This window comes from Dactylosporangium sp. NPDC000555 (assembly GCF_040300025.1).
GTDB lineage: Bacteria > Actinomycetota > Actinomycetes > Mycobacteriales > Micromonosporaceae > Dactylosporangium.
The window spans coordinates 1-20,688 of the sequence record NZ_JBEPDB010000118.1 but is presented as its reverse complement, the minus strand read 5'-3'; the positions used below and the strand labels follow the sequence as shown (position 1 = coordinate 20,688).

The 20,688-nt window shown below is 71.9% G+C and carries 14 protein-coding genes; all 14 read right to left on the bottom strand.

Annotation, left to right across the window (positions count from 1 at the left end):
- Positions 1-146: 146 nt before the first annotated feature.
- Complete coding sequence (locus ABT297_RS39605) at positions 147-1,568, bottom strand: Ig-like domain repeat protein (protein ID WP_350558076.1); 1,422 nt, start codon at positions 1,566-1,568, stop codon at positions 147-149.
- Positions 1,569-1,747: 179 nt separating this feature from the next.
- Positions 1,748-2,977, bottom strand: a complete 1,230-nt coding sequence (locus ABT297_RS39600) for a hypothetical protein (RefSeq protein WP_350558073.1) — start codon at positions 2,975-2,977, stop codon at positions 1,748-1,750.
- Positions 2,978-3,144: 167 nt separating this feature from the next.
- A complete protein-coding gene (locus ABT297_RS39595; RefSeq protein WP_350558070.1) occupies positions 3,145-5,763 on the bottom strand; it encodes a hypothetical protein in 2,619 nt (872 codons plus the stop codon).
- Positions 5,760-7,400 (bottom strand): phosphate ABC transporter substrate-binding protein PstS, encoded by a 1,641-nt coding sequence (locus tag ABT297_RS39590; protein ID WP_350558067.1) that lies wholly within the window; start codon positions 7,398-7,400, stop codon positions 5,760-5,762. The genes ABT297_RS39595 and ABT297_RS39590 overlap by 4 nt, the downstream gene beginning before the upstream one ends.
- Positions 7,397-8,725, bottom strand: a complete 1,329-nt coding sequence (gene pstA / locus ABT297_RS39585; protein WP_350558064.1) for a phosphate ABC transporter permease PstA — start codon at positions 8,723-8,725, stop codon at positions 7,397-7,399. The genes ABT297_RS39590 and pstA overlap by 4 nt, the downstream gene beginning before the upstream one ends.
- 1 nt (position 8,726) lies before the next feature.
- Entirely contained in the window at positions 8,727-9,722 is a 996-nt protein-coding gene (pstC, locus tag ABT297_RS39580) for a phosphate ABC transporter permease subunit PstC (protein WP_350558061.1), read from the bottom strand.
- Between the two features lie 190 nt (positions 9,723-9,912).
- A complete protein-coding gene (locus ABT297_RS39575; protein WP_350558058.1) occupies positions 9,913-10,101 on the bottom strand; it encodes a hypothetical protein in 189 nt (62 codons plus the stop codon).
- Positions 10,102-10,926: 825 nt separating this feature from the next.
- The gene (locus ABT297_RS39570; protein WP_350558055.1) at positions 10,927-12,339 is read right to left on the bottom strand and encodes a serine hydrolase domain-containing protein; all 1,413 of its coding nucleotides are present in this window, start codon (positions 12,337-12,339) and stop codon (positions 10,927-10,929) included.
- Positions 12,340-12,437: 98 nt separating this feature from the next.
- Positions 12,438-14,930 carry a sensor histidine kinase gene (locus tag ABT297_RS39565; RefSeq protein ID WP_350558052.1) on the bottom strand — a complete coding sequence of 831 codons (2,493 nt, stop codon included), beginning with the start codon at positions 14,928-14,930 and terminating at the stop codon, positions 12,438-12,440.
- A gap of 1 nt (position 14,931) precedes the next feature.
- Entirely contained in the window at positions 14,932-15,753 is an 822-nt protein-coding gene (locus ABT297_RS39560; protein ID WP_350558049.1) for a potassium-transporting ATPase subunit C, read from the bottom strand.
- Entirely contained in the window at positions 15,753-17,807 is a 2,055-nt protein-coding gene (gene kdpB / locus ABT297_RS39555) for a potassium-transporting ATPase subunit KdpB (RefSeq protein WP_350558046.1), read from the bottom strand. The genes ABT297_RS39560 and kdpB overlap by 1 nt, the downstream gene beginning before the upstream one ends.
- A complete protein-coding gene (gene kdpA, locus ABT297_RS39550; protein ID WP_350558043.1) occupies positions 17,804-19,471 on the bottom strand; it encodes a potassium-transporting ATPase subunit KdpA in 1,668 nt (555 codons plus the stop codon). Before kdpA ends, kdpB begins: the two co-directional genes overlap by 4 nt.
- The gene (gene kdpF, locus ABT297_RS39545) at positions 19,471-19,560 is read right to left on the bottom strand and encodes a K(+)-transporting ATPase subunit F (protein ID WP_350558040.1); all 90 of its coding nucleotides are present in this window, start codon (positions 19,558-19,560) and stop codon (positions 19,471-19,473) included. The genes kdpA and kdpF overlap by 1 nt, the downstream gene beginning before the upstream one ends.
- A 318-nt stretch (positions 19,561-19,878) precedes the next feature.
- Positions 19,879-20,688: sigma factor-like helix-turn-helix DNA-binding protein (locus ABT297_RS39540; protein ID WP_350558037.1), on the bottom strand; the 810-nt coding region annotated here is incomplete at its 5' end.

The window sequence follows — 20,688 nt, the reverse complement described above, 5'->3', positions numbered from 1 at the left end:
GCCGCGGGGCTCACGGGGGCCGCCCCGGGGGGGGCCCCGGGGGGGCCTTTTTTGCCCATCCCCCGTGCTCCCGCCCGGGGGGGGGGGGGGGGGGCCGGGGGGGGGCCGGCCCCCGCCCCCCCCCCTCCCGGGTGGTGCACCATGCGTCAGATCGCGGTGATCGTGACCGTGGCGTGGTAGGTGTCGGCCGGCGTGGTCGCCGGGAACTGCAGGTTGAGGTCGGCGCCGAGCTTCGCCGCACCGATGCCGCTGCCCTGCGGGGCGTTGGCGAGCGTGGTGCTCGCGGTCAGGCCGGGCTGGGTGCCCGGCGCGACGGTCGCACCGGCCGTGACGCTCTGGCCGGTCGACTGATCGACGACCAGCGGCTTCCAGCCCAGCGCGGTGCCGGAGAACGTGTTGCCGGCGTTGGTGCCGACGAAGGTCGCGGAGACCTTGCCGTTCACGTTCCAGCCGGGCTTGCTGCTGGAACGGGTGTCGGTGACCGTTACGAGGCTGACGGCGTTGCTCCCGGTGACGTAGTTGTCCCCGTCACGCACGGCCGGGGGCAACGAGACGGCCGCCGTCTGGTCGACGGTGAGCGTGAGCGCCTCCGTGCCGCCGGTCGGCACGGTGGTCTGCAGGGTGACGGTGCCGGACTGCCCGCCGCCACCACCCCGCTCGGTGATCTCGTAGGTGAGGTTGCCGGTCGACCCGCTGTAGGCGGTGGTGTCGTCCGGTGTGAAGACCGCCTTCAGCGAGTGGCTGCCGACCGGCAGGCCGTCCGTGCTCAGTGCGGCCGCGCCGGCGGTGACCGGCTTCTCGCCGAGCGAGGTCGTGCCGTCGAAGAACGCCACCTTGCCGCCGGCACCCGACGGGGAGACGGTGGCCGTGAGGTTCACCGTCGTGCCCGCCGGCGCGGACGTGGCCGGCGCCGCCGAGAGCGTCACGGTCGTGTTCGCCGGTCCGGCCGGCGTACCGAACGACCAGCTCCACTGCAGATTGTCGTAGAACTGCCCGGGCGGCCAGTCCGACGGCTGCGGCGCGCGGGTCGCCGCCGAGAACGTCACCGTCTTGATCGCCGACTGACCGATGACCGCGTAGGTTTTGTCGATGCACACCCCGACCACGCTGAACTGGCCCTCGGCGATTTTCGTGCCGGGGGCCTTCGCCGCGTCGGCCGGCGAGAGCTGCGCGTCGGTCGTCTCGAACGGCAGGATCTCGCCGATGATCGACTGCACCGAGCCGTTCTGGAAGGTGCCGTCGTGCGGCGGCACCGTCAGGATGGCGTTGCCCGGGTCGCGGTTGATGGTGCCGCCGGGGATCAGCAGCGCCCCGCCGAAGATATCGGTCTCGGCCCCCGGCACGGTCAGCAGCTCCGAGTACGCCTCGGTGCCCTGAGGGCAGTCGGCCGCTCCCGGCGTGATCCTGAGCGGGTCGGCCGGGTTGCCGTCGCCGAACTGGAGCTGGCCGGACGCCGGCGTGATCGTCAACTCGCCCAGGTTGGTGGCCGCCATCGCCGGGGCTTCGGTGACGCCGGCAAGGACCACCGCACCCGCCAACACCACGGCCAGGCGATGGGAACGATTCACGATACTGTCTCCTTCGTTTCGAGCCATCCACGTGCATGGCAGCTACCGGTTCGGGCCGCTGATCCTCTTGCGCGGGCACGCGGCCCCCGCGACCGGGCGCGGCGCGAGGCGCGGCGGGCCGGGTGGCCGCGTGCTGCGCGACCACCCGGGTCTTACCGGTGAGAGCTACGGGCCGACGATCAGGCGTCGCCCCTGGTGGTGGTGCTGCCGCAGGTGGAGGGGCTGGTGAGGAAGCCGTACTGGCCGATCGTGAAGGTCGAGGCGCACACCTTCGAGCTGCCGCTGACGAACAGGTTCACCAGGTCCGTGTCGGCGAACAGGCCGGTCACCTTCCAGGTCGGGAACACGTTGTAGACCGGGCGGGTGAACGCCGGGTTGGTCGACACGAACGTGCTGCTGATGGCCAGGGTGCCACCCGAGCCGCTGGTCGGCGCCGCGCCGGCCAGGATGCCCAGCTTCGAGTTGCCCCGCCGGTCGACGACACCGGTGACGGCGTTGTTGGTCTGCGCGATGTTCTGCGCGATCGAGATCGGGGCGATCTCGGTGTAGCGGGTGGCGCCGACGGTCGGATCCGTGAGCACGTTGCCGTCATGCTCCTGGATCGAGGCGCCGGTGTTGACCTTGGTGTCCCGCACGCAGCCGCCGACCTTGTTCACGTCGGCCTCGGTGATGCCGACAAGACCGAGGAAGAAGGACCGGGTGCCCGAACCCGCCTGCGGCACGTACGGCTGGATCGTGTACGCGACGCCGCCGGCGGTCACCGTACGGAACGCCGGGTCGCACTTGTAGATGTTCTGCAGCTGCGCGACGCTCAGGCCGCCCGCGAAGGCGCCACCGGCCGCGAAGGACTGGTCGAGCCCACCGCCCGCCTTCACCGCGTAGTCCACGGCGTCGGTGCCGAACGGGACGAAGGTCAGCGCGTTGCCCGCGAGCGCCGGGCCACGCGAGGACCGCGCGAACGTGACCTGGTTGCCGGCGGTCAGACCGCCCCTGGCGCAGTAGCCGGCGACCTGGGCCGGCGTGTTCGGGCACGCCTGGGTGCCGGCCGGGGAGGGCGTGCCGGAGGAGTTCGGGCGCGCCGCGAGCAGCAGGGCGGCGATGCCCTGACTCGAACCGTCGGGCCGCGGGATCGCGACGCCGGTGCCCGACGGCGGCGGGCAGTTGGTGATGATGGAGCTCGAACCGGTCGCGTTCCACGACTCGAACTTCTTGCCGGTGCTCGACGTGAGGGTGCCGGCCAGCTTCTGGATGACGTCCTGGGTCGTGTCCGAACCGACGCCGCAGTACGACGCGCCGGTGGGCGGCGGCGGGTCGGCCGCCGCCGGGCCGGCGATGAGGCCGACGGCGACCAGCGAGGCCGCCATCGGGACCACGGCGAGCGCCGCGATCGCCTTCGGGAGTTTGAACACTGCTGTTCCTCCTCGGGAACCGTCCACCGGACGTTCCGGTAGACTCCGGGTTTCCCGGTCTGCCCCTCCCTCTCTGAGGGGCAGACCGGTCTTCCCACCGCCCGGTGATGCCAGGCGGAGCCTGTGGTGGCCGCCTCGTGCGCGGCGCTGAGGTGTGGTCCCGGCGGCTACGGATCGATCGACCTGCGCCTGGGACGGACGAGTGGTGCGGCGAACGCGGACACCACCCCGGCGCCGAGGCCGACGAGCAGCACCCATGGGGGCAGCGTGCTCGGGTCGTCGGGGGTCCGCCCGGACTGCACGACGGCGACCGGTTCGGGTCCGCGGGTGGACCGGCTCGGCGCCGCAGACGGGACCGACCCGCTGGCGGGGAGACCGCCGGCAGCCGCGGACGCCGGTCGGGTGGTGCCGGCGCCGGTGCCGCCGGTCTGGGTGCCGCTGTCCTGGGCCGGCTGCGTGGTCTGGTCGTAGCCCGTGACCTTCCCGGACCTGATCTCCTGGACGGCGCCCTTGGCCTGCAGCCGCAGCGCGAAGGGCAGCGGGCTGTAGCCGGGCGGGAGCTGCCCGTCCGCCAAGCCCCGCGTCTGGCCCGCGTTGGCGGCGTAGTCGACGAACGCGGCCAGCTCGGTGCGGGCCTTGGCGTCGGCGGCGTCGTCGATGTCGGCAACGCTGACGGCGGCATAGGTCAGCATCGGCAGCGGGTACGCATCGGGCGCCGTCGAGGCCGGGTTGGCCACCTTGACCCGGTGCTCGTCCCGGTCCTCGATCATCACGTTGGCGCCGGCCTGCAGACCGGCCTCGTCCGGCGCGACGAACTTGCCGGCCGCGTTGCGCAGCCGCGCGGTCTGCAGCCCGTACTTGGCGGCTTCGGCCGTGGACGTGATGCTCACGACGAACCGGCTGCCGATGAACTGGGGGCCGTCCTTCTTCCACTGCCCGACTCCGGTGGCGTTGCTCGGGTCGTCCGCGGCCAGCCACTCCCCGCTGGCGCCACCGGGGTTGCCCGCGCGGGTGCGCCGCGCCGCGTCGCTGAGGTTCTCGGCGAAGGGCGAGACGTCGATGACGCAGCGCGGGCTGGTCGCGCCCTTGGCCCGTTCCTCGTCGGTCAGCTCGGTGCAGGTCGGATCCGACTTCGGGAAGTTCTCGATCGGCAGCGTGACGTTCTTGTACGCCGGGTTGACCGTCATGCCCCATGGATCGGGGGTTCCGTCAAGGAACTTCCGCGCGTCCGGGTCCGCGTTGATCCACTGCCAGAGCGCCCAGGTGGCGTCCGAGTTCTCCAGTACCGTCAGTGGCGCGGCGCTCGCGGCGGCGGTCGCCGGTGCGGCCAGCCACTTGACCTCGGGGTTGAACTGGAGGACCTCAGGGTCGTCGAACAGGCGCGCCGGATTGTGCGCGAGGTAGTCGGGGACCAGTTTGGTCCGGCTGGGCGGTGGGACGGCTTTGGCATACGACTCGGTGAGCAGCTTGGCGACGACACGCGGCGTCAGGTTCAGCCGTGGCAGACGGCTGCCCGCGATGTCCATCTCGGCCTGCGGCGTGTCGGGGGCGCCCGATCGGCGCTCGATGTTGAAGCCGATGGCCACGCCGGACAGCGCGATCGGCGCGTATGAGACCGGGTGGGCGGCGTCGCGCTCCAGCGGCCGGCTGATCAGCGCCGCGCGGGTGGCTCCGGGATTCGAGCCGACGATCGTGTTGCGTGCGGCGGTCTCCGACAGCGTGGTCAGGTTGTACGGCACATTGCTGCTGGCGCACAGCGCCGGAGACCAGCTCAGGAACGCCGGCTTGACGATCTCACTGCCGACGATCCGCCGTTGCGCGGTGCCCAGCGGACACTGCTCGCCGACCGGCTTGAACTCCAGCCGGAACGCGAGCCGATGCTTCCACGTGCTCATGGTAAGCGGCGAGGACACGACGTGGGCCAGGCCACCTTCGCCGACGAACGCGCCGGTGCGGTATCCGTCGTCGGTGGTGCCGCGGGGCACGACCACCAGCCAGCACGGGCGTCCGGTCGGGTGGCTCGGATTCCCGACGATCGCGCCGCAGCCCAGCGACGGCGACTCGAGCGTCGTCTGGATCTCGAACGGCGCCTCACCGGTGCCGTCGGGGCGGCTCAGCACGTACGGCTGTTCGTTGGTGTCGGCGGCGCCGAACACCTTGCCCCCGGCCATCTCGATCGGCAGCCCGAATCCCGGGATGACCGGCGCGGCTCCGGTGGCGGGATGGAACGGGACGGTGCCGCCCGCGCCGCCCGCGTTGAGGTAGTAGTTCAGCGGTTTGCCGTCGGGGCCGGCCGCGGCACGCTCGTCGGCGTCGGTGCGCAGCACGGAGCGGCTGCGGGCATAGATGTCAGGTGGGTTGCCGACCTGGCCCGGGTCCGCGCCGGTGTACGCGCCGAACTGGCAGGTCTCCCTGGCCGGAGCCGGCCGGTCGGCGGGCGCCGCCGGGTCGTCGCCCCAGCACTGCATGATCTGCAGGTAGTTTGCGGTGTAATGCGTCGCGTCGCAGCAGAACTTCCCCAGGCCGGTCCAGGTGACGGTCACGGCCTGGCTGGTCAGGTTCTTGGTCTGCGACACGGTCACCCGAAGGTTCGCGAACGCGCTGTCGCCGCTCAGCGTCGCCGCCGAGTCGGTGACCGGTGTGCCCGTGTACTCGATTCTGCCGATGCTCGGATCCTCGTCGGCCGACGCGGCCGCGATGTGGCCGAGTTCGGCGATGCTCGCCACGACGAGCCCGATGACGAGCCCGACGACCGCCCGGCGGCGCCACGACATGACGGTGTTCATTGCCGCCTCCGCAGCATCCAGGAGACCAGGCCGGGGCCGAGCACCAGCGCGAGCGTGGCGAGGCCGGCGATGAGCATCAACGTCTGGGCCGCGGTCCAGCCCTCGCCGGTCGGCATGGCTATCGGCACCGCGCCCACGCCCGGGTCGCCGCCGCCGCCGCTGCCGCCGCCGGCGCCCACGTACTGGTCGGTGGCGGGGTCGTAGCTCAGCGACGGCGCCGCGCTGGGACCGCCCGTGCCCGCCGACCCGGTGGCGCCCGGGCCACCATTCTGGCCGTTCTGACCGCTCTGGCCGCCGCCCTGGCCGCCGCCCGCCGCCTGGTTGGCCGACTGAGCCCCCGCGTTCACCGGAGTCGGCTGGTTCTTCTTTCCGCCGGTGCCGGTGGTGCACTGCCCCGGGCCGCGCTTGTCGCACGCCTGCGGCTGCGGCGCGACGTCGGCGAGCCGGTTGTGCCCGTCGGGTGTGAACGTCGGGTTGTTGCACGACTCGAGCGGCTTGCTCGGCGGCTGCGCCCCGGGGATCTTGGCGATCTGCTTGAAGCTCGCCTCGACCAGGTTCCTCGGCAGTGGCGAGTAGCCGAGGTCGGGCGCCTGCTGCTGACCCTCGCACTCGAAGTACGAGCTGAAGGCGGCGAGGGTCTTGCCCTTCGCCTCGGAGAAGTTGCCGGTGACCGTCGTGGGCAGGATGAAGTACGAGTACGACGACATCGGATACACCCGCGGGTCCTCGTACTTGTACACGTCGGTGAGGTCCTGCGTGAGGTACACCGCCGGATCGGGGTTCTCGCTGATCTTCGCCTTCAGCAGGGCGACGGCCACGTTGAGCGGGGTCGGCTCGACGTAGTAGCCCGCCGCGTTGAGCAGCTTCACGACCGGGAAGCCGGCGTTGATGGCGTAGGAGTACTGCACGTACCCGATGGCGCCCTCGGAGTAGCCCTGCGCGACGTAACTGGCCACGCCGAGGTCACCGGCCTTGGAGACGGCGCCGGGGAAGTTCGGCCAGTACGACGCGGCGCCGTTGCCGCAGCCGCGCTGCCGGCAGAACTCGCTCCAGATCCCGCTTTGCTGGGCCTGCATCCACAGGCTGAACTGCGCGCTGCTGCCCGAGCCGTCGGAGCGGATGACCGGCACGATCTTCGACGCCGGCATGGTCAGACCCGGGTTGTCGTTCTTGATCGCCTGGTCGTCCCACCGGGTGATGCCGCCGGTGAAGATCTTGGCGACGACCTCGCCGGACAGTCGGAGGTTGGTCACCTGCCGGCCGCCGATCCTGAGGTTGTACATGAAGCTGGTGCCGCCGGCCACGATCGGCATGTACGCGTACGTGCCCGGCGCCGGGTTCTCCGGCGACCCGCCGTCGGTCGGGTGCTGCTGGAACGGGATGTCGGACGCGGCGTAGTCGACCGTGTGCTGCAGGAAGCGCTGCCGCCCGTCGGAGGAGCCGTTGGCGCTGTAGTCGACCCGCATGCCGCTCTGGTGCACGGCGCTGATCCACTGGTTGACGGCGTTCGCCGCCCAGCTGGACCCGGCACCGTTGATCGGCACGTACGTCTCGGCCAGCGCCGGCGCGGGGTTCGCGAGTCCGAGCAGGACACCGCTCAGGGCGAGCACGACCCGCTGCCAGGGCAAGAGTTTCATGGGGATTCTCCAAGGTGGAACGAACCCGGATCGCGGCCGGGGAGTTCCCCCTCGGCCGTGCCCGGAAGCTCGTATCGACTGCGCCGCATCCGTTGCTGGTCGCGGGCGGAGCGCCGGGCGATCTTGCGGGCCCGGCGGGCGGTGACACGACCCGGTGCGCGGCCGGCGAAGACGCGTGCCAGCACGAACAGCGCGACGACGATGGCCATGAGCAACGCGGCGGCGCCGAAACCGCGCTGGATGTACGAGGGCTGGCCGGAGCGCACGAGCATGAACGTCAGCAGCGGCAGGGAGACCTGGGACCCGCCGACCGGGTTGGCGTTGAGGTACGTGGTGTAGCCGGCGGTCAGCAGCACCGGGCTCGTCTCGCCGATGCCCCGCGCGGTGCCGAGGATGACGCTCGTGACCAGGCCGGACCGGACGGTGGGGAGCACGACGTACCAGACGGTGCGCCACCGCGGCGCGCCCAGCGCCTCCGATGCCTCCCGCAGGCTGCCCGGCACCAGCCGCAGCACCACGTCCGCCGAGCGGATGATGATCGGCAGCATCATGACGCTCAGCGCGACCGCGGCGGCGAACCCGGACAGCCCGAACCCGAGGATCAGGATCAGGGTCGCGTAGATGAACAGCCCGGCGACGATCGACGGAAGGGCGGTCATCGCCTCCACGACCGTGCGCACCAGCACCGAGCCGCGCCCGCCGACCTGGGTCAGGTAGACCGCGCACGCCAGGCCGAGCGGGATCGTGATGAGCAGCGCGATGGCGATCATCTCGAGCGTCCCGACGATCGCGTGCAGCACGCCGCCCTGGGTCAGGGGGTCGAGCGGGCCGGCATCGGAGAGGTCCTGGGTGAAGAAGTTCAGGTGCCACATCGCCGGCACGCCCCGCCACAGCGTGAACCAGACGACCTGGGTGAGCGCGAGGAACAGCACGGCGGCCGCGCTGGCGAGGACGGTCGTCCAGATCCGGTCGCGCACCGTCGGGCCGTCGGCGGACAGCGCGGTCAGCAGGGCGTACGCCGCGAGGAAGGCACCGTACGCCACGACGAGGAACCCGAGGAACCCGCTGAACGGCGCGAGCCAGGCGAAGAGCAGGATCGCGACGCACACGCCGGTGGACGCGGCCCCCAGCACGTTGAACAGCTCGTCGCGATGGATCGCGCGGAGGTTGCGCCGGGGCGGTACGGGCCCGAGGTCGCGCGGCAGGACGGTGCCCTCGCCGTCCTGCCGGCCCTGCGCCGCCCGGGCGACCACCTCGCCGACGTGCGGGCCCGCGGTCCCCTCGCCGATCCGCGCCCGGTCCAGCGCCGTCTCCTCGATCGTCACGTCACACCTCGCTCTGCGCGCCGGAGCGGGACCGGGCCGCGATCGTCGAGGCGGTGAAGTTCACCAGCAGGGTGATGGCGAACAGCGCCAGGCCGGCGGCCATGAGCGCGGACAGGCCGAAGCCGGACGCGTCTCCGTAGCGCAGCGCGATGAGGCTGGAGACCGAGTTCGTGCCGACCTGCAGGATGTGCGGCTGGATGTCGAAGACCTGGGAGATGACCATGTAGACGGCGATGGTCTCGCCGAGGGCCCGCCCCAGGCCGAGCATCGTGCCGCCGATCATCCCGCCACGCCCGAACGGCAGGACGACCGAGCTGATCATGCCCCAGCGGGTGGCGCCGAGCGCGTAGGCGCCTTCCCGCTCGCCGGGCGGCGCCTGACTGAACGCCTCCCGCATCACCGAGCACTGGATCGGGGCCACCATCATCGAGACCGTGAGCCCGGCGACGAACGTGCTCGCCGTGTACACGCTCGCGCTGGCCAGCGGATCGGCCGGGTCGGCGCCGTCGACGCGGAACAGCGGGATCCAGCCGAACCAGGTGGCCAGCCAGCGCGCCACCCCGATGACGTGGCCTTCCAGGAAGACCAGGCCCCACAGGCCGTACACCACGCTCGGCACGGCGGCCATCAGGTCGACCAGGCTGACCAGCCACTGCTTCAGCCAGGCCGGCGCCACCTCGGAGATGAACAGGGCCGTGCCCGTCGCCAGCGGTACCGACACGACCACCGCGACCGCGGCGATCAGGACGGTCCCGGTGAGCACCGCGGCGATGCCGAACCGGTGCACATCCGGCTGCCACTGCGCGGTCGTGAGGAACCGGAACCCGACCGCCCGCAACGCCTCGACCGCCCGCAACGCCAGAAACAGGCCGATGGCTCCCATGACGGCGAAGACGAACAGGCCGGTGAGCCTGGACCCGCCGTGGAAGATCCGGTCGGCGAGCCCGGGCGAGGCCTTCACCACGCGCGGACGTTGCTCGGTCGACACCTGCGTCATCGGCCCTCCTACCTGGCTCGAAGTTCATGGCACGGCTCGAAGGTCATGGCACGGCTGCGAAGTTCACGGCGCGGCGCGTGACGAGGTCACGGCACGGCCGGGGTCACGGTGAGGACAAGGTCACGGTGAGGACAGGAGCAAGGTGCGAAGGGCATGCGGCGTCGCCGGAGCGCGGCGACACGCTCCGGGCTCAGTCCGCGTCCGGGCGCCAGAATCGGCCCCGGCGGCCGACCGTCTGGTCGATGACGGCCGCCACGGCGCTCTCGACGAAGCGCTCGATCGCCGCCTCGCAGGCGGTCCGCAGCTCGTAGCCGTGTGCGGCTACCGCCAGGACACCGAGCTCGGCGTCACTGATCGACCAGCGCCAACGGCGAGACACATCGCGAACTACCGCGACCGAACCGGAACCTACCCGGCTTCGGACGTTGTGAGCTGCTGCGGCGGCGTCCTCCACACCTGGAAAACTGTCCGGCGAAACGCCGAGTATCCGGTTGTTGGGGCCAACCAGACGCCAGATTACCCTGCCACCTCGAGTCCGATGGAATTGGTACCGCACTAATCAGCTCACACCTCCGCCGTCCTGGCGCGCCATTGTTGTATGGCGCGCAACCCGGGAACGCATTGATGCTCCGTCACCGGCGTGTATCGGCGAAACGCGAATCTAGTGAACAGGGAAATAATGAGATTGCTCCGCCTGGTAAAACCGATGATCTTGCGGCGCGTCGCACGCCGTTAAGACGCCGTTGACCTGCGCTAACGAAGCGCTTAACGCGCGGGCCCGGCGCTGGCATACCACTCACCCGCCGCCGGGGGGCCCCAGATCCTCAGTCTTGGCAGATGCGGAGACATTGGCTCGGACGGCCGACCGAAGCGCTTCAACTTTGGTAAGGTGTCGGCCCAACGCGGCCGAAGGCGCTGTGAGCAGCACCATGAGCAGCACCGTGGCCGACCTGGCACGGTCCCGGTAACCGCACCCGCGAAGGCTGCCGGGCGGCCGCGGCACCACCCCGAGCCGTGATACGGTCCAGACCGGACAGGGGTGACAAGACGCCGATTCGGCGGCCCCACCGCCATTTTTCGCACCCGCCGGACAATGATCAAACTCGCCGAATGTCGCGAATATCGGCAGCCCCGACGAAGTAGGGAAGATCATTTTCCGCAATTGGCGAGCGGCAATGCCGGCCGCGTCCGACCGAGCTGCGGGTCAGGCGATGGCGTCGGCGAGGACGTTCGCGATCGCCACCCGCGTCGGATCGGGGTTGGCCCAGCTCCAGTTCGGGTGGGCGCGGTTGGTCAGCAGCACGAGCACGAGCCGGCGGCGCGGCTCCACGACCAGCTCGCAGCCGGAGAATCCGGTGTGACCGAACGTGAGCGGCGACGCGAGCCGGCCCATGAACCACGGCTGGTCGAGCTCCAGACCCAGACCGTGGGTGGCGGTGCGGTTCGGCCGGTCGACGTCGGTGGCGGGCAGCCCGGCGTTGTAGTTGGTGAGCATCCGCCGGACGGTCGCCTCGGAGAGGATCCGCTTGCCGTCGACCTGCCCGCCGCCGAGCAGCATCCGGCCGATCACGGCCAGGTCCGCCGCGGTGGTGAAGATCCCGGCCGAGCCCGCCACGCCGCCCAGCACGTTGCAGATGTCGTCGTGCACGACGCCGCGCAGCAGCCCGCGGGACGATCGGGCGTCGGTGGCCACGAGCCGGTTGGCCTTGTCCGCCGCGCTGAGCCACCCGAGCGGCTTGAACCCGGTGTCACGCAGCCCCAGCGGCCCGGTGATATCGGACTTGAGCTGCTGGTCGAGCGGTTTGCCGGTGAGCTTCTCCAGGATCTGCTGGGTGAGCAGCAGGCCCAGGCTCGTGTACCGGAAGAGGCTGCCCGGCGCCACCCCGTCCGCCAGCGGCGTCGACAGAATGTACTCCCACCGTGCCGCGACGTCGGGCTTCTTCGACGTCTCCGGGATCGACGGCCCGACCGGCAGGCCGCTGGTGTGCGTGAGCAGCATCCCGACCGTGACCGCGGGCTTGCCCGGCCCGTCGAACGCCGGCAGGTATTGCGCCACCGGCGCGCCGAGGTCCAGCTTCCCCCGGTCGACCTGCCGCATCGCCAGGATCGTGGTGTACACCTTGGTCACCGACGCGACATCGAAGATCGAATCGGGCCGCATGAGCACCCGCGACTGCTCCGCCAGTTCGACCGGCCCCGCACCGTAGCGCAGCGCATGGCCCACCGAGGCGTGCGTGGTCACCTTGCCGTCGACGTCCGTCAGCACCACGGCGCCGGCGTAGCCCGGGTGCTTCGGGTTGGCGGCCGTCGGCACGAGGTTCTGCTTCAGGATCTCCACGAGCTTGCCGCTGTACGGCGCCGCGAGCACCTGCTGCCCGGCCGCCGGCGCGCTGGCGCTCGCCGACCCGGACGGCCCGAGCCCGGCCCTCCCCTCGCCCCCCTCGCCGGCGGCGGCGACCGCCGCGGACTCGCTCTGCGCCGGTGCCGGAGAGCCCGGCGTTCCACCGGCCGCCGCGGCGCTCCCGCGGTCGTCGCCGCAGCCGGCGAGCGTGGCGATGGACGCGGCGAACCCGGCGCCGAGCACACCGCGCCGGCCCAGCTGACGATCAAGGGGCATGCGCGAGATTCTCACATCCCGCCACGCGTCGCGGGAACCCACCGAGTCGCGTTTTGCCTGCTCCGGACCTGTTTCCGCCGCAATGTTCGGTCCGCCGCTCACCCGGCCCGGTACAGCGTCAGCGTCATCGTGAGGCCGCCGCCCGGGGTGGGCTCCGGCACGAGGGTGCCGCCCATCGCCTCGGCCAGGCCCCGGGACAGCGCCAGGCCGAGGCCCACGCCGGTGGCGTTGTCGCGGTCGCCGAGGCGCTGGAAGGGCTGGAAGACCCGGTCGTGGTCCTCGGCCGGGATGCCGGGGCCGTGATCGACGACGCGGATGTCGACCAGGCCGGCGTGCTCGCTCGCTCCGATCGACGGCGGGCGGCCCGGCGGGCTGTATCGCAGCGCGTTGCCGAGCAGGTTGACCAGGATCCGCTCCAGCAGGGCCGGGTCGGCGATCACCTCGGGCAGTTCCTCGGGCACGCTGACGACGACCGCCGCGTCGAGGTCGTCGGCGGCGCGGGGCAGCAAGTCGGCCAGGTCGACCGGCTGCAGCGTCAGGGCGAGGGCGCCGGCCTGCAGGCGGGACATGTCCAGCAGGTTCTCCACCAGCCGGGTGAGCTTGTCCAGCGACTCCTCGGCGGTGGCCAGCAGCTCGGCCTCGTCCTCGGCGCAGAATCGCACGTCGGGGCTGCGCAGGCTGCCGACCGCCGCCTTGGCGGAGGCGAGCGGGGTGCGCAGGTCGTGGCTGACCGCGGAGAGCAGCGCGGTGCGCAGCCGGTCGACCTCCGCGAGGGTGCCGGCCGCGGCGGCCCGCTCGGCGAGGCGCTGCTGGCGCAGGGCGATCGCGGCGTGCGCGGCGAACGCCTCGACGAGCCGGCGGGCCTCGGCCGGCAGCGGGTGGCCGCGCAGCACCAGCGACACGTTCTCCTCGACCGGCACCTCGGTCTCGCCGTCGGCCGGGGTCAGGCAGGGCGTACCGCCGACCGTGGCGGCCGGCCGCCACGGGTCGTGCTCCGACTCGCGATCCAGCAGCGTGACGCAGGTCAGGCCGAACGACTCACGGACCCGCTCCAGCAGCGCCTCGAGCGGCTTGTCGCCGTGCAGGACGCTGCCGGCGAGGGTGGACAGGGTCCGCGCCTCGGCGGAGGCGCGGGCGGCGTCGCGGGCGCGACGGGCGGCACGGTCGACGACGGTGGCCACGGCGACGGCGACGAAGACGAAGGCGACGAGGGCGAAGAGGTTCTCCCGTTCGGCGATGGTGAACCGGTTCAGCGGCGGGGTGAAGCACCAGTTGAGCAGCAGGAAGCCGCCGACAGCGCAGACCAGGGCGGGCAGCAGCCCGCCGACGAGCGCGGTGGCGACGGCGAGGACGAGGTAGGCGAGGATGTCGCTGGTCAGCGCCAGGTCGGCGCGCGCGGCGTCGAGGCCGAGGGTCAGGACGGGCAGGCCGGCCAGGGCGAGGGCGAGGCCGGCCAGGCGGCGGCCGCGGGTCAGGGCGGCGGCGCGCGGCGACCGCCACGCGAAACGGCGGGCCTGCTCGTGGGTGACGAGGTGGACGTCGATGGAGCCGGACTCGGCGGTGGTGGTGACGCCGACGCCGGGCGAGAGGATCTGGGCGAGGCGGCCGCGCCGGCTGGCGCCGAGGACGAGCTGGGTGGCGTTGACCCCGCGGGCGAAGTCCAGCAGGGCCCGCGGCACGTCGGCGCCGAGGACCTGGTGGTAGGTGCCGCCGAGGGCCTCCACGAGCAGTCGCTGCCGGGTGAGGTTGGCGGGGTCGGCGCCGGCCAGGCCGTCGCCGCGCACGACGTGCACGGCGAGCAGGTCGGCGCCCTTGGTGCGGGCGGCGACGCGGGCGGCGCGGCGGATGAGGGTGTCGCCTTCGGGGCCGCCGGTGAGGGCGACGACGACGCGCTCGCGGGCCTCCCAGGTCCTGTCGATGTCGTGGGCGGCGCGGTAGTGCTCGAGCTGTTCGTCGACCTTGTCGGCGAGCCAGAGCAGGGCGAGCTCGCGCAGGGCGGTGAGGTTGCCGACGCGGAAGTAGTTGCCGAGCGCGGCGTCGATCTTCTCCGGCTTGTAGACGTTGCCGTGGGCCATGCGCCGGCGCAGGGCTTCGGGGGTCATGTCGACGAGCTCGATCTGCTCGGCACGGCGCACGACGGCGTCGGGGACGGTCTCGCGCTGGGGGACGCCGGTGATGCGCTCGACGACGTCGTTGAGCGATTCCAGGTGCTGGATGTTGACCGTGGTGAGCACGTCGATGCCGGCGTCGAGGAGCACGTCGACGTCCCGCCAGCGCTTGGCGTGCTCGCTGCCGGGCACGTTGGTGTGTGCGAGCTCGTCGACGAGGGCGACCTCGGGCCGGCGGGCGAGGAGTGCGTCGAGGTCGAGCTCGGTGAAGGCGGCGTCGCGGTAGGTCAGGTCCCGGCGCGGTACGACCTCGAGGCCGTCGAGCATGGCCTGGGTGAAGGGGCGGTCGTGGATCTCGACGAACCCGACGACCACGTCGGTGCCCCGGTGCAGGCGGCGCCGCCCCTCCTCCAGCATTCTGTAGGTCTTGCCGACGCCGGGCGCCGCGCCCAGGTACACCCGCAGCGTCCCGCGCGTCGTCACGTCAGCTCCGGTCCAGCGCGAGGTTGAGTTCCAGGACGTTGACCGCCGGTTCTCCCACGAAGCCGAGGGTACGGCCGTCGGTGTGTTCCTGGACGAGGCGGCGCACCCGCGTCTGGGACAGGCCGCGGGCCGCGGCGACCCGGGGGATCTGCAGGTCGGCGTAGGCGACGCTGACATGCGGGTCGAGGCCGCTGCCGCTGGCGGTGACCGCGTCGGCCGGCACCGCCGGCGTGGCCGGGGCGTTGCCGCGCACCGGGGTGGTGACGCCGGTGCTGTAGTCCTCGCCCGGCTTGGCGCACCGGACCGGCCGGCCCTGGTACCGGTTGATGAACGGGGTGGCCGGGCAGTCCTCGTTGACGCTGACGGCGTGGTCGGGGTACACGGCCAGGACCGCGCCGGCGCCGCCCGGGGTGCAGTAGGGCCGGGCCCCGTCGACGTGCTCGAACTCCCCGACGGCCTTGCTGCGGGTGCAGACCTGGGTCAGCAGGCTGGGCTTGCCGGGCCGGTCGACGATGTTCTCCGGGCCGAGGTTGCTCGCCGAGGTCGAGGTCGGGTCGTAGCCCTTGCCGGCAGCGGACGGCCGGGACTGGAAGTACCGCTCGAGCGGGTTGCCCTGGGCGTCGGTGAACGACTGCCCGATGAGGGCGCTGCCGACGTGCTTGCCGTCGCGGGCGAGCAGTGAGCCGTCGGCGTGGCCGGACAGGCCCGGGATGCGGGCCACGGCGACCATGAGCAGGGGGTAGGCCAGGCCGAGCACGATGGTCAGGACGACCAGGGCGCGCAGTGCGGCGAGGTGCTGGGCGAGCCAGGTGGGCAGACGCATCAGGAGATCCCCGGGATGGACATGACGATCAGGTCAATGATCTTGATGCCGATGAACGGCACGATGATCCCGCCGATGCCGTAGACCAGCAGGTTGCGGCGCAGCATCACCGCAGCGCTGGAGGGCCGGTAGCGCACCCCGCGCAGGGCGAGCGGGATCAGCGCCACGATGACGAGGGCGTTGAAGATCACCGCGGACAGGATCGCCGAGGTCGGCGAGTGCAGCCGCATGACGTTCAACGCGCCCAGGCCCGGGTAGATCGCGGCGAACATCGCCGGGATGATCGCGAAGTACTTGGCGATGTCGTTGGCGATCGAGAACGTGGTCAGCGCGCCGCGGGTGATGAGCAACTGCTTGCCGATCTCGACGATCTCGATCAGCTTCGTCGGGTCGGAGTCCAGGTCGACCATGTTGCCGGCCTCCTTGGCCGCCGACGTGCCGGTGTTCATCGCCACGCCCACGTCGGCCTGGGCCAGCGCCGGTGCGTCGTTGGTGCCGTCGCCGGTCATCGCGACCAGCTTGCCGCCCTGCTGCTCCTGCTTGATCAGGGCCATCTTGTCCTCGGGCGTGGCCTCGGCCAGGAAGTCGTCGACGCCGGCCTCCTCGGCGATGGCCTTCGCGGTCAGCGGGTTGTCACCGGTGATCATCACGGTGCGGATACCCATCCGGCGCATCTCGTCGAACCGCTCCCGCATGCCCTGCTTGACGACGTCCTTGAGGTGGATGACGCCCAGGGTGCGGGCCGGCTGCCCGGCCACGTGCTCGGCGACGACCAGCGGCGTGCCGCCGGAGGACGACACCGCGTCCACGATCGTGCCGACCTCCTCGGTCGGGCGGCCGCCGTTGTCGCGGACCCACTTCATCACCGCGATCGCGGCGCCCTTGCGCACCTCCCGCCCGTCGACGTTCACGCCCGACATGCGGGTCTGCGCGGTGAAGGGCACCCAGACCGCGCCGGTGACCTCGCGCTCGCGCAGGCCGTGGTGCTCCTTGGCGTACACCACGATGCTGCGCCCCTCCGGGGTCGCATCGGCCAGGCTGGACAGCTGCGCCGCCTCCGCCAGCTCGTCGACGCTCACCCCCTCGACCGGCAGCAGGTTCCCGGCCTGCCGGTTGCCCAGCGTGATGGTGCCGGTCTTGTCCAGCAGCAGGGTGTTGACGTCGCCGGCGGCCTCCACCGCCCGGCCGGACATCGCCAGCACGTTGCGCTGCACGAGCCGGTCCATGCCGGCGATGCCGATCGCGGACAGCAGCGCCCCGATCGTGGTCGGGATGAGGCAGACCAGCAGCGACACCAGCACGATCCCGGTGACGCCCTCGGCGTTGAGCGCCGCGCTGTCCGGCGCGAACGCCTGCACCGCCTTGGAGTAGATCGCCAGGGGCTGCAGCGTCGCCACGGCCAGCAGGAAGATGATCGTCAGGCTCGCCAGCAGGATGTTCAGCGCGATCTCGTTCGGGGTCTTCTGCCGGTTGGCCCCCTCGACCAGGGCGATCATCCGGTCGATGAACGACTCCCCCGGCTTCTGCGTGATCCGCACCACGATCCGGTCGGACAACACCCGGGTGCCGCCCGTGACCGCGCTGCGGTCGCCGCCGGACTCGCGGATGACCGGCGCCGACTCGCCGGTGATCGCCGACTCGTCGACCGAGGCGATGCCCTCGATGACGTCACCGTCGCCGGGGATCACCTGCCCGGCCTCGACCACCACGACGTCGCCTGGCTTGAGCTCGCCGGCCGGGACGGTGGTCCCGTCGGCCAGGTACGCCATGGTGTCCTGCTTCGCCCGCCGCAACGTGGCGGCCTGCGCCTTGCCCCGCCCCTCGGCCACCGCCTCGGCCAGGTTGGCGAACAGCACCGTCAGCCACAGCCACACGGCGATCGCCCACCCGAACACGCTGGGCTGGATGGCCGCGAGGACGGTGGTGAAGACCGACCCGATCTCCACGATGAACATGACCGGGTTGCGCCACAGCGTGCCCGGGTTGAGCTTGCGCAGCGCGTCGGGAGCCGCCGTCCACAGCTGCTTGGGATCCAGCAGACCCGCGGCGATCATGAGCTGTCGAGTCCTTCCGCGAGCGGGCCGAGCGCGACGGCCGGCAGGTAGGTGAGCAGCACGACGATGACCGTGACGCCCACGACCATGCCGATGAACAGGGGTTGGTACGTCCGCAGCGTCCCCGAGGACGCCGGCACCGGCTGCTGCCGGGCGAGCGAGCCGGCCAGGGCGAGCACGAAGATGATGGGCAGGAACCGGCCCAGCAGCATGCACAGGCCCAGCGCGGTGTTGTAGAACCGCGTGTTGGCGCTGATGCCGGCGAACGCGGAGCCGTTGTTGTTCGACGCCGACGTGAACGCGTACAGCACCTCCGACAGCCCGTGCGCGCCCGGGTTGGCCATCGACGCCCGCGCCGTGGGCGAGCCCATCGCGATCGCCGTGCCGGCCAGCACCAGCGCCGGCGTGGTCAGCAGGTACAGCGACGCGAACTTGATCTCCCGCGAGCCGATCTTCTTGCCCAGGTACTCCGGCGTGCGCCCCACCATCAGCCCGGCCACGAACACCGTGATGACGGCCAGGATGAGCATGCCGTACAGCCCGGAACCCACACCGCCGGGCGCGACCTCGCCGAGCATCATGTTCAGCATCGTCATCATGCCGCCCAGCGCCGTGTACGAGTCGTGGAACGAGTTCACCGCGCCGGTCGACGTCAGCGTCGTGGCCCCCGCGAAGGTCGCCGACTGCGGCACCCCGAAGCGGGTCTCGACGCCCTCCGTCGCCGCGCCGACCGCCGCCGGGACCGTGCCGCCGTGGTGCAGTTGCAGCGCGTTGATGGCGATCACGCTGCCGATCGCCAGAATGGCCATGATGCCGGCGATCGCGAGGCCCTGCCGCCGGTCGCCGACCATCCGGCCGAAGACCCGCGGCAGGCTGAACGGGATGAGCAGGATCAGGAAGATCTGCAGCCAATTCGTCCAGCCGGTCGGGTTCTCGAACGGGTGCGCGCTGTTGACGTTGTAGAAGCCGCCGCCGTTCGTGCCCAGCTCCTTGATCACCTCCTGGGAGGCGACCGGTCCGCCGGTGATGTGCTGCGCACCGCCCGCCAGGGTCGTCACATCGGCACCGGCGGACAGGTTCTGCACCATGCCCCCGGCGACGAACACGATCGCGCCCAGCACCGCGACCGGCAGCAGGATCCGCACGCAGACGCGCACCAGGTCGACCCAGAAGTTGCCCAGCCGGTCGGTCCTGGACCGGGCGAAGCCGCGCACCAGCGCCACCGCCACCGCCACGCCCACGGCCGCGGAGGTGAAGTTCTGCACCGCCAGGCCGGCCATCTGCACCAGGTGACCCATCGTCGACTCACCCGAGTACGACTGCCAGTTGGTGTTCGTCACGAAACTGACCGCGGTGTTCCACGCCTGGTCGGGCTTCACCGGGGCGAACCCGAGGCTGAGCCACAGATGGTTCTGGACCCGCTGGAACAGGTACAACGCCAGGATCGACACCGCCGAGAACGCCAGCACGCTGCGCGCGTACACGCCCCATGACTGCTCGCCGTCGGGGTTGACGCCGACCGCGCGGTAGAGGACCTTCTCCGCGCGCAGGTGCCGGGTCGCGGTGATCGCCCGGTACATGTGGTCGCCGAACGGGCGGTGCACCAGCACCAGCGCCACGATCAGCGAGAGGATGAACAGCACACCGGCTGCCGTCTGGCTCATCAGAACCGTTCCGGGAAGAGTAGGGCGACGATCAGGAACACGGCCAGCGCGACCGCGAGGACGAGACCGGCGAGGTTCTCGGCGTTCACAGCCGCTCCACCGCCCGCACCGCCAGGCCGAGGACCGCGAACGCCACGATCGTCAGCAGCACGAACACCACATCAGCCACCGGGGTGCCTCCTTCGGCTCGGCGGCCCTGCCACCAGGGCCCACGGAAAAGTCAAGGCCGCAGCCGCAGCACTGCCCAGGTGCGTTGACGAAATCCCTACGCCGCCGCCGCGTTTCTTGACGCGTTCTTTACGCCCGGACGTCCGCGGCGTTCCTTACGCCCCGGAGGTCCGCGGCGTTCCTTACGCCCCGGACGTACGCCATGATCGAATTCGGCGGCCGGCTGGCCGCGGGTCGGGTCAGAGCGAGGCGCGGCGGCGCCGCGGGTGCTCGCGCTCCGGTTCGGTGCGCACCAGGCGCAGCGCGGCGTCGTAGGCGGCCCGCGCCTGCGCCGGCCGGCCCAGGCGCCGTAGCAGGTCCGCGCGGACGGCGGGCAGCAGGTGGTGGGCCGGCAGCGCCGCCTCGAGCCCGTCGGTCAGCGCCAGCCCGGCCGCCGGGTCACCCGCCTCGGCGACCGCGACGGCCCGGTTGAGGCGCACGACCGGCGAGCCGGTGCGCTCCTCCAGCTCCGCGTAGAGCGCGGCGATCCGGCACCAGTCGGTGTCCGCGGGCCCGGCCGCACCGGCGTGCTCCGCCGCGATCAGGGCCTCCAAGGTGTACCGCCCCGAGGCCGTACACCCTGGAGGCCCCGATCCGCGCACGTGCCCGAGCAACTCGAGCCCGTGCCCGATCTCGAGATCCGCGGCGGCCGGCGCCCGCAGCGGGATGCCGGCCTGCGCGATCTTCTTCTTCGCCCGGGTCAGCCGGGCCGCCATCGTCGGCTCCGGCACCAGAAACAGCCGGGCGATCTCGCCCGTCGTCAGCCCCGCCCCGAAGCGCAACATGAGCGCGGTCCGCGCGTCGGCGGCCAGCGCCGGGTGACAGCAGGCGAAGAACAGCCGCAGCCGCTCGTCGCCGACCGCGTCGTCGTCTTCCGGCAGGGCCGGGCCTCGCTCGTCGCCGGTAATCAGCAGCGGCAGCCGCCGCCGCTCGCCGTCCTCGCGCCGCAGCCGATCCAGCGCCCGCCGCCACGCCGCCGTCATCAGCCAGGCGGCCGGCCGCCGTGGCAC

Coding starts and splice junctions, on each gene's coding strand:
- ABT297_RS39595 (WP_350558070.1), bottom strand. CDS start 5,763: ATGAACACCGTCATGTCGTGGCGCCGCCGGGCGGTCGTCGGGCTCGTC.
- ABT297_RS39590 (WP_350558067.1), bottom strand. CDS start 7,400: ATGAAACTCTTGCCCTGGCAGCGGGTCGTGCTCGCCCTGAGCGGTGTC.
- pstC (WP_350558061.1), bottom strand. CDS start 9,722: ATGACGCAGGTGTCGACCGAGCAACGTCCGCGCGTGGTGAAGGCCTCG.
- ABT297_RS39570 (WP_350558055.1), bottom strand. CDS start 12,339: ATGCCCCTTGATCGTCAGCTGGGCCGGCGCGGTGTGCTCGGCGCCGGG.
- ABT297_RS39560 (WP_350558049.1), bottom strand. CDS start 15,753: ATGCGTCTGCCCACCTGGCTCGCCCAGCACCTCGCCGCACTGCGCGCC.
- kdpB (WP_350558046.1), bottom strand. CDS start 17,807: ATGATCGCCGCGGGTCTGCTGGATCCCAAGCAGCTGTGGACGGCGGCT.
- kdpA (WP_350558043.1), bottom strand. CDS start 19,471: ATGAGCCAGACGGCAGCCGGTGTGCTGTTCATCCTCTCGCTGATCGTG.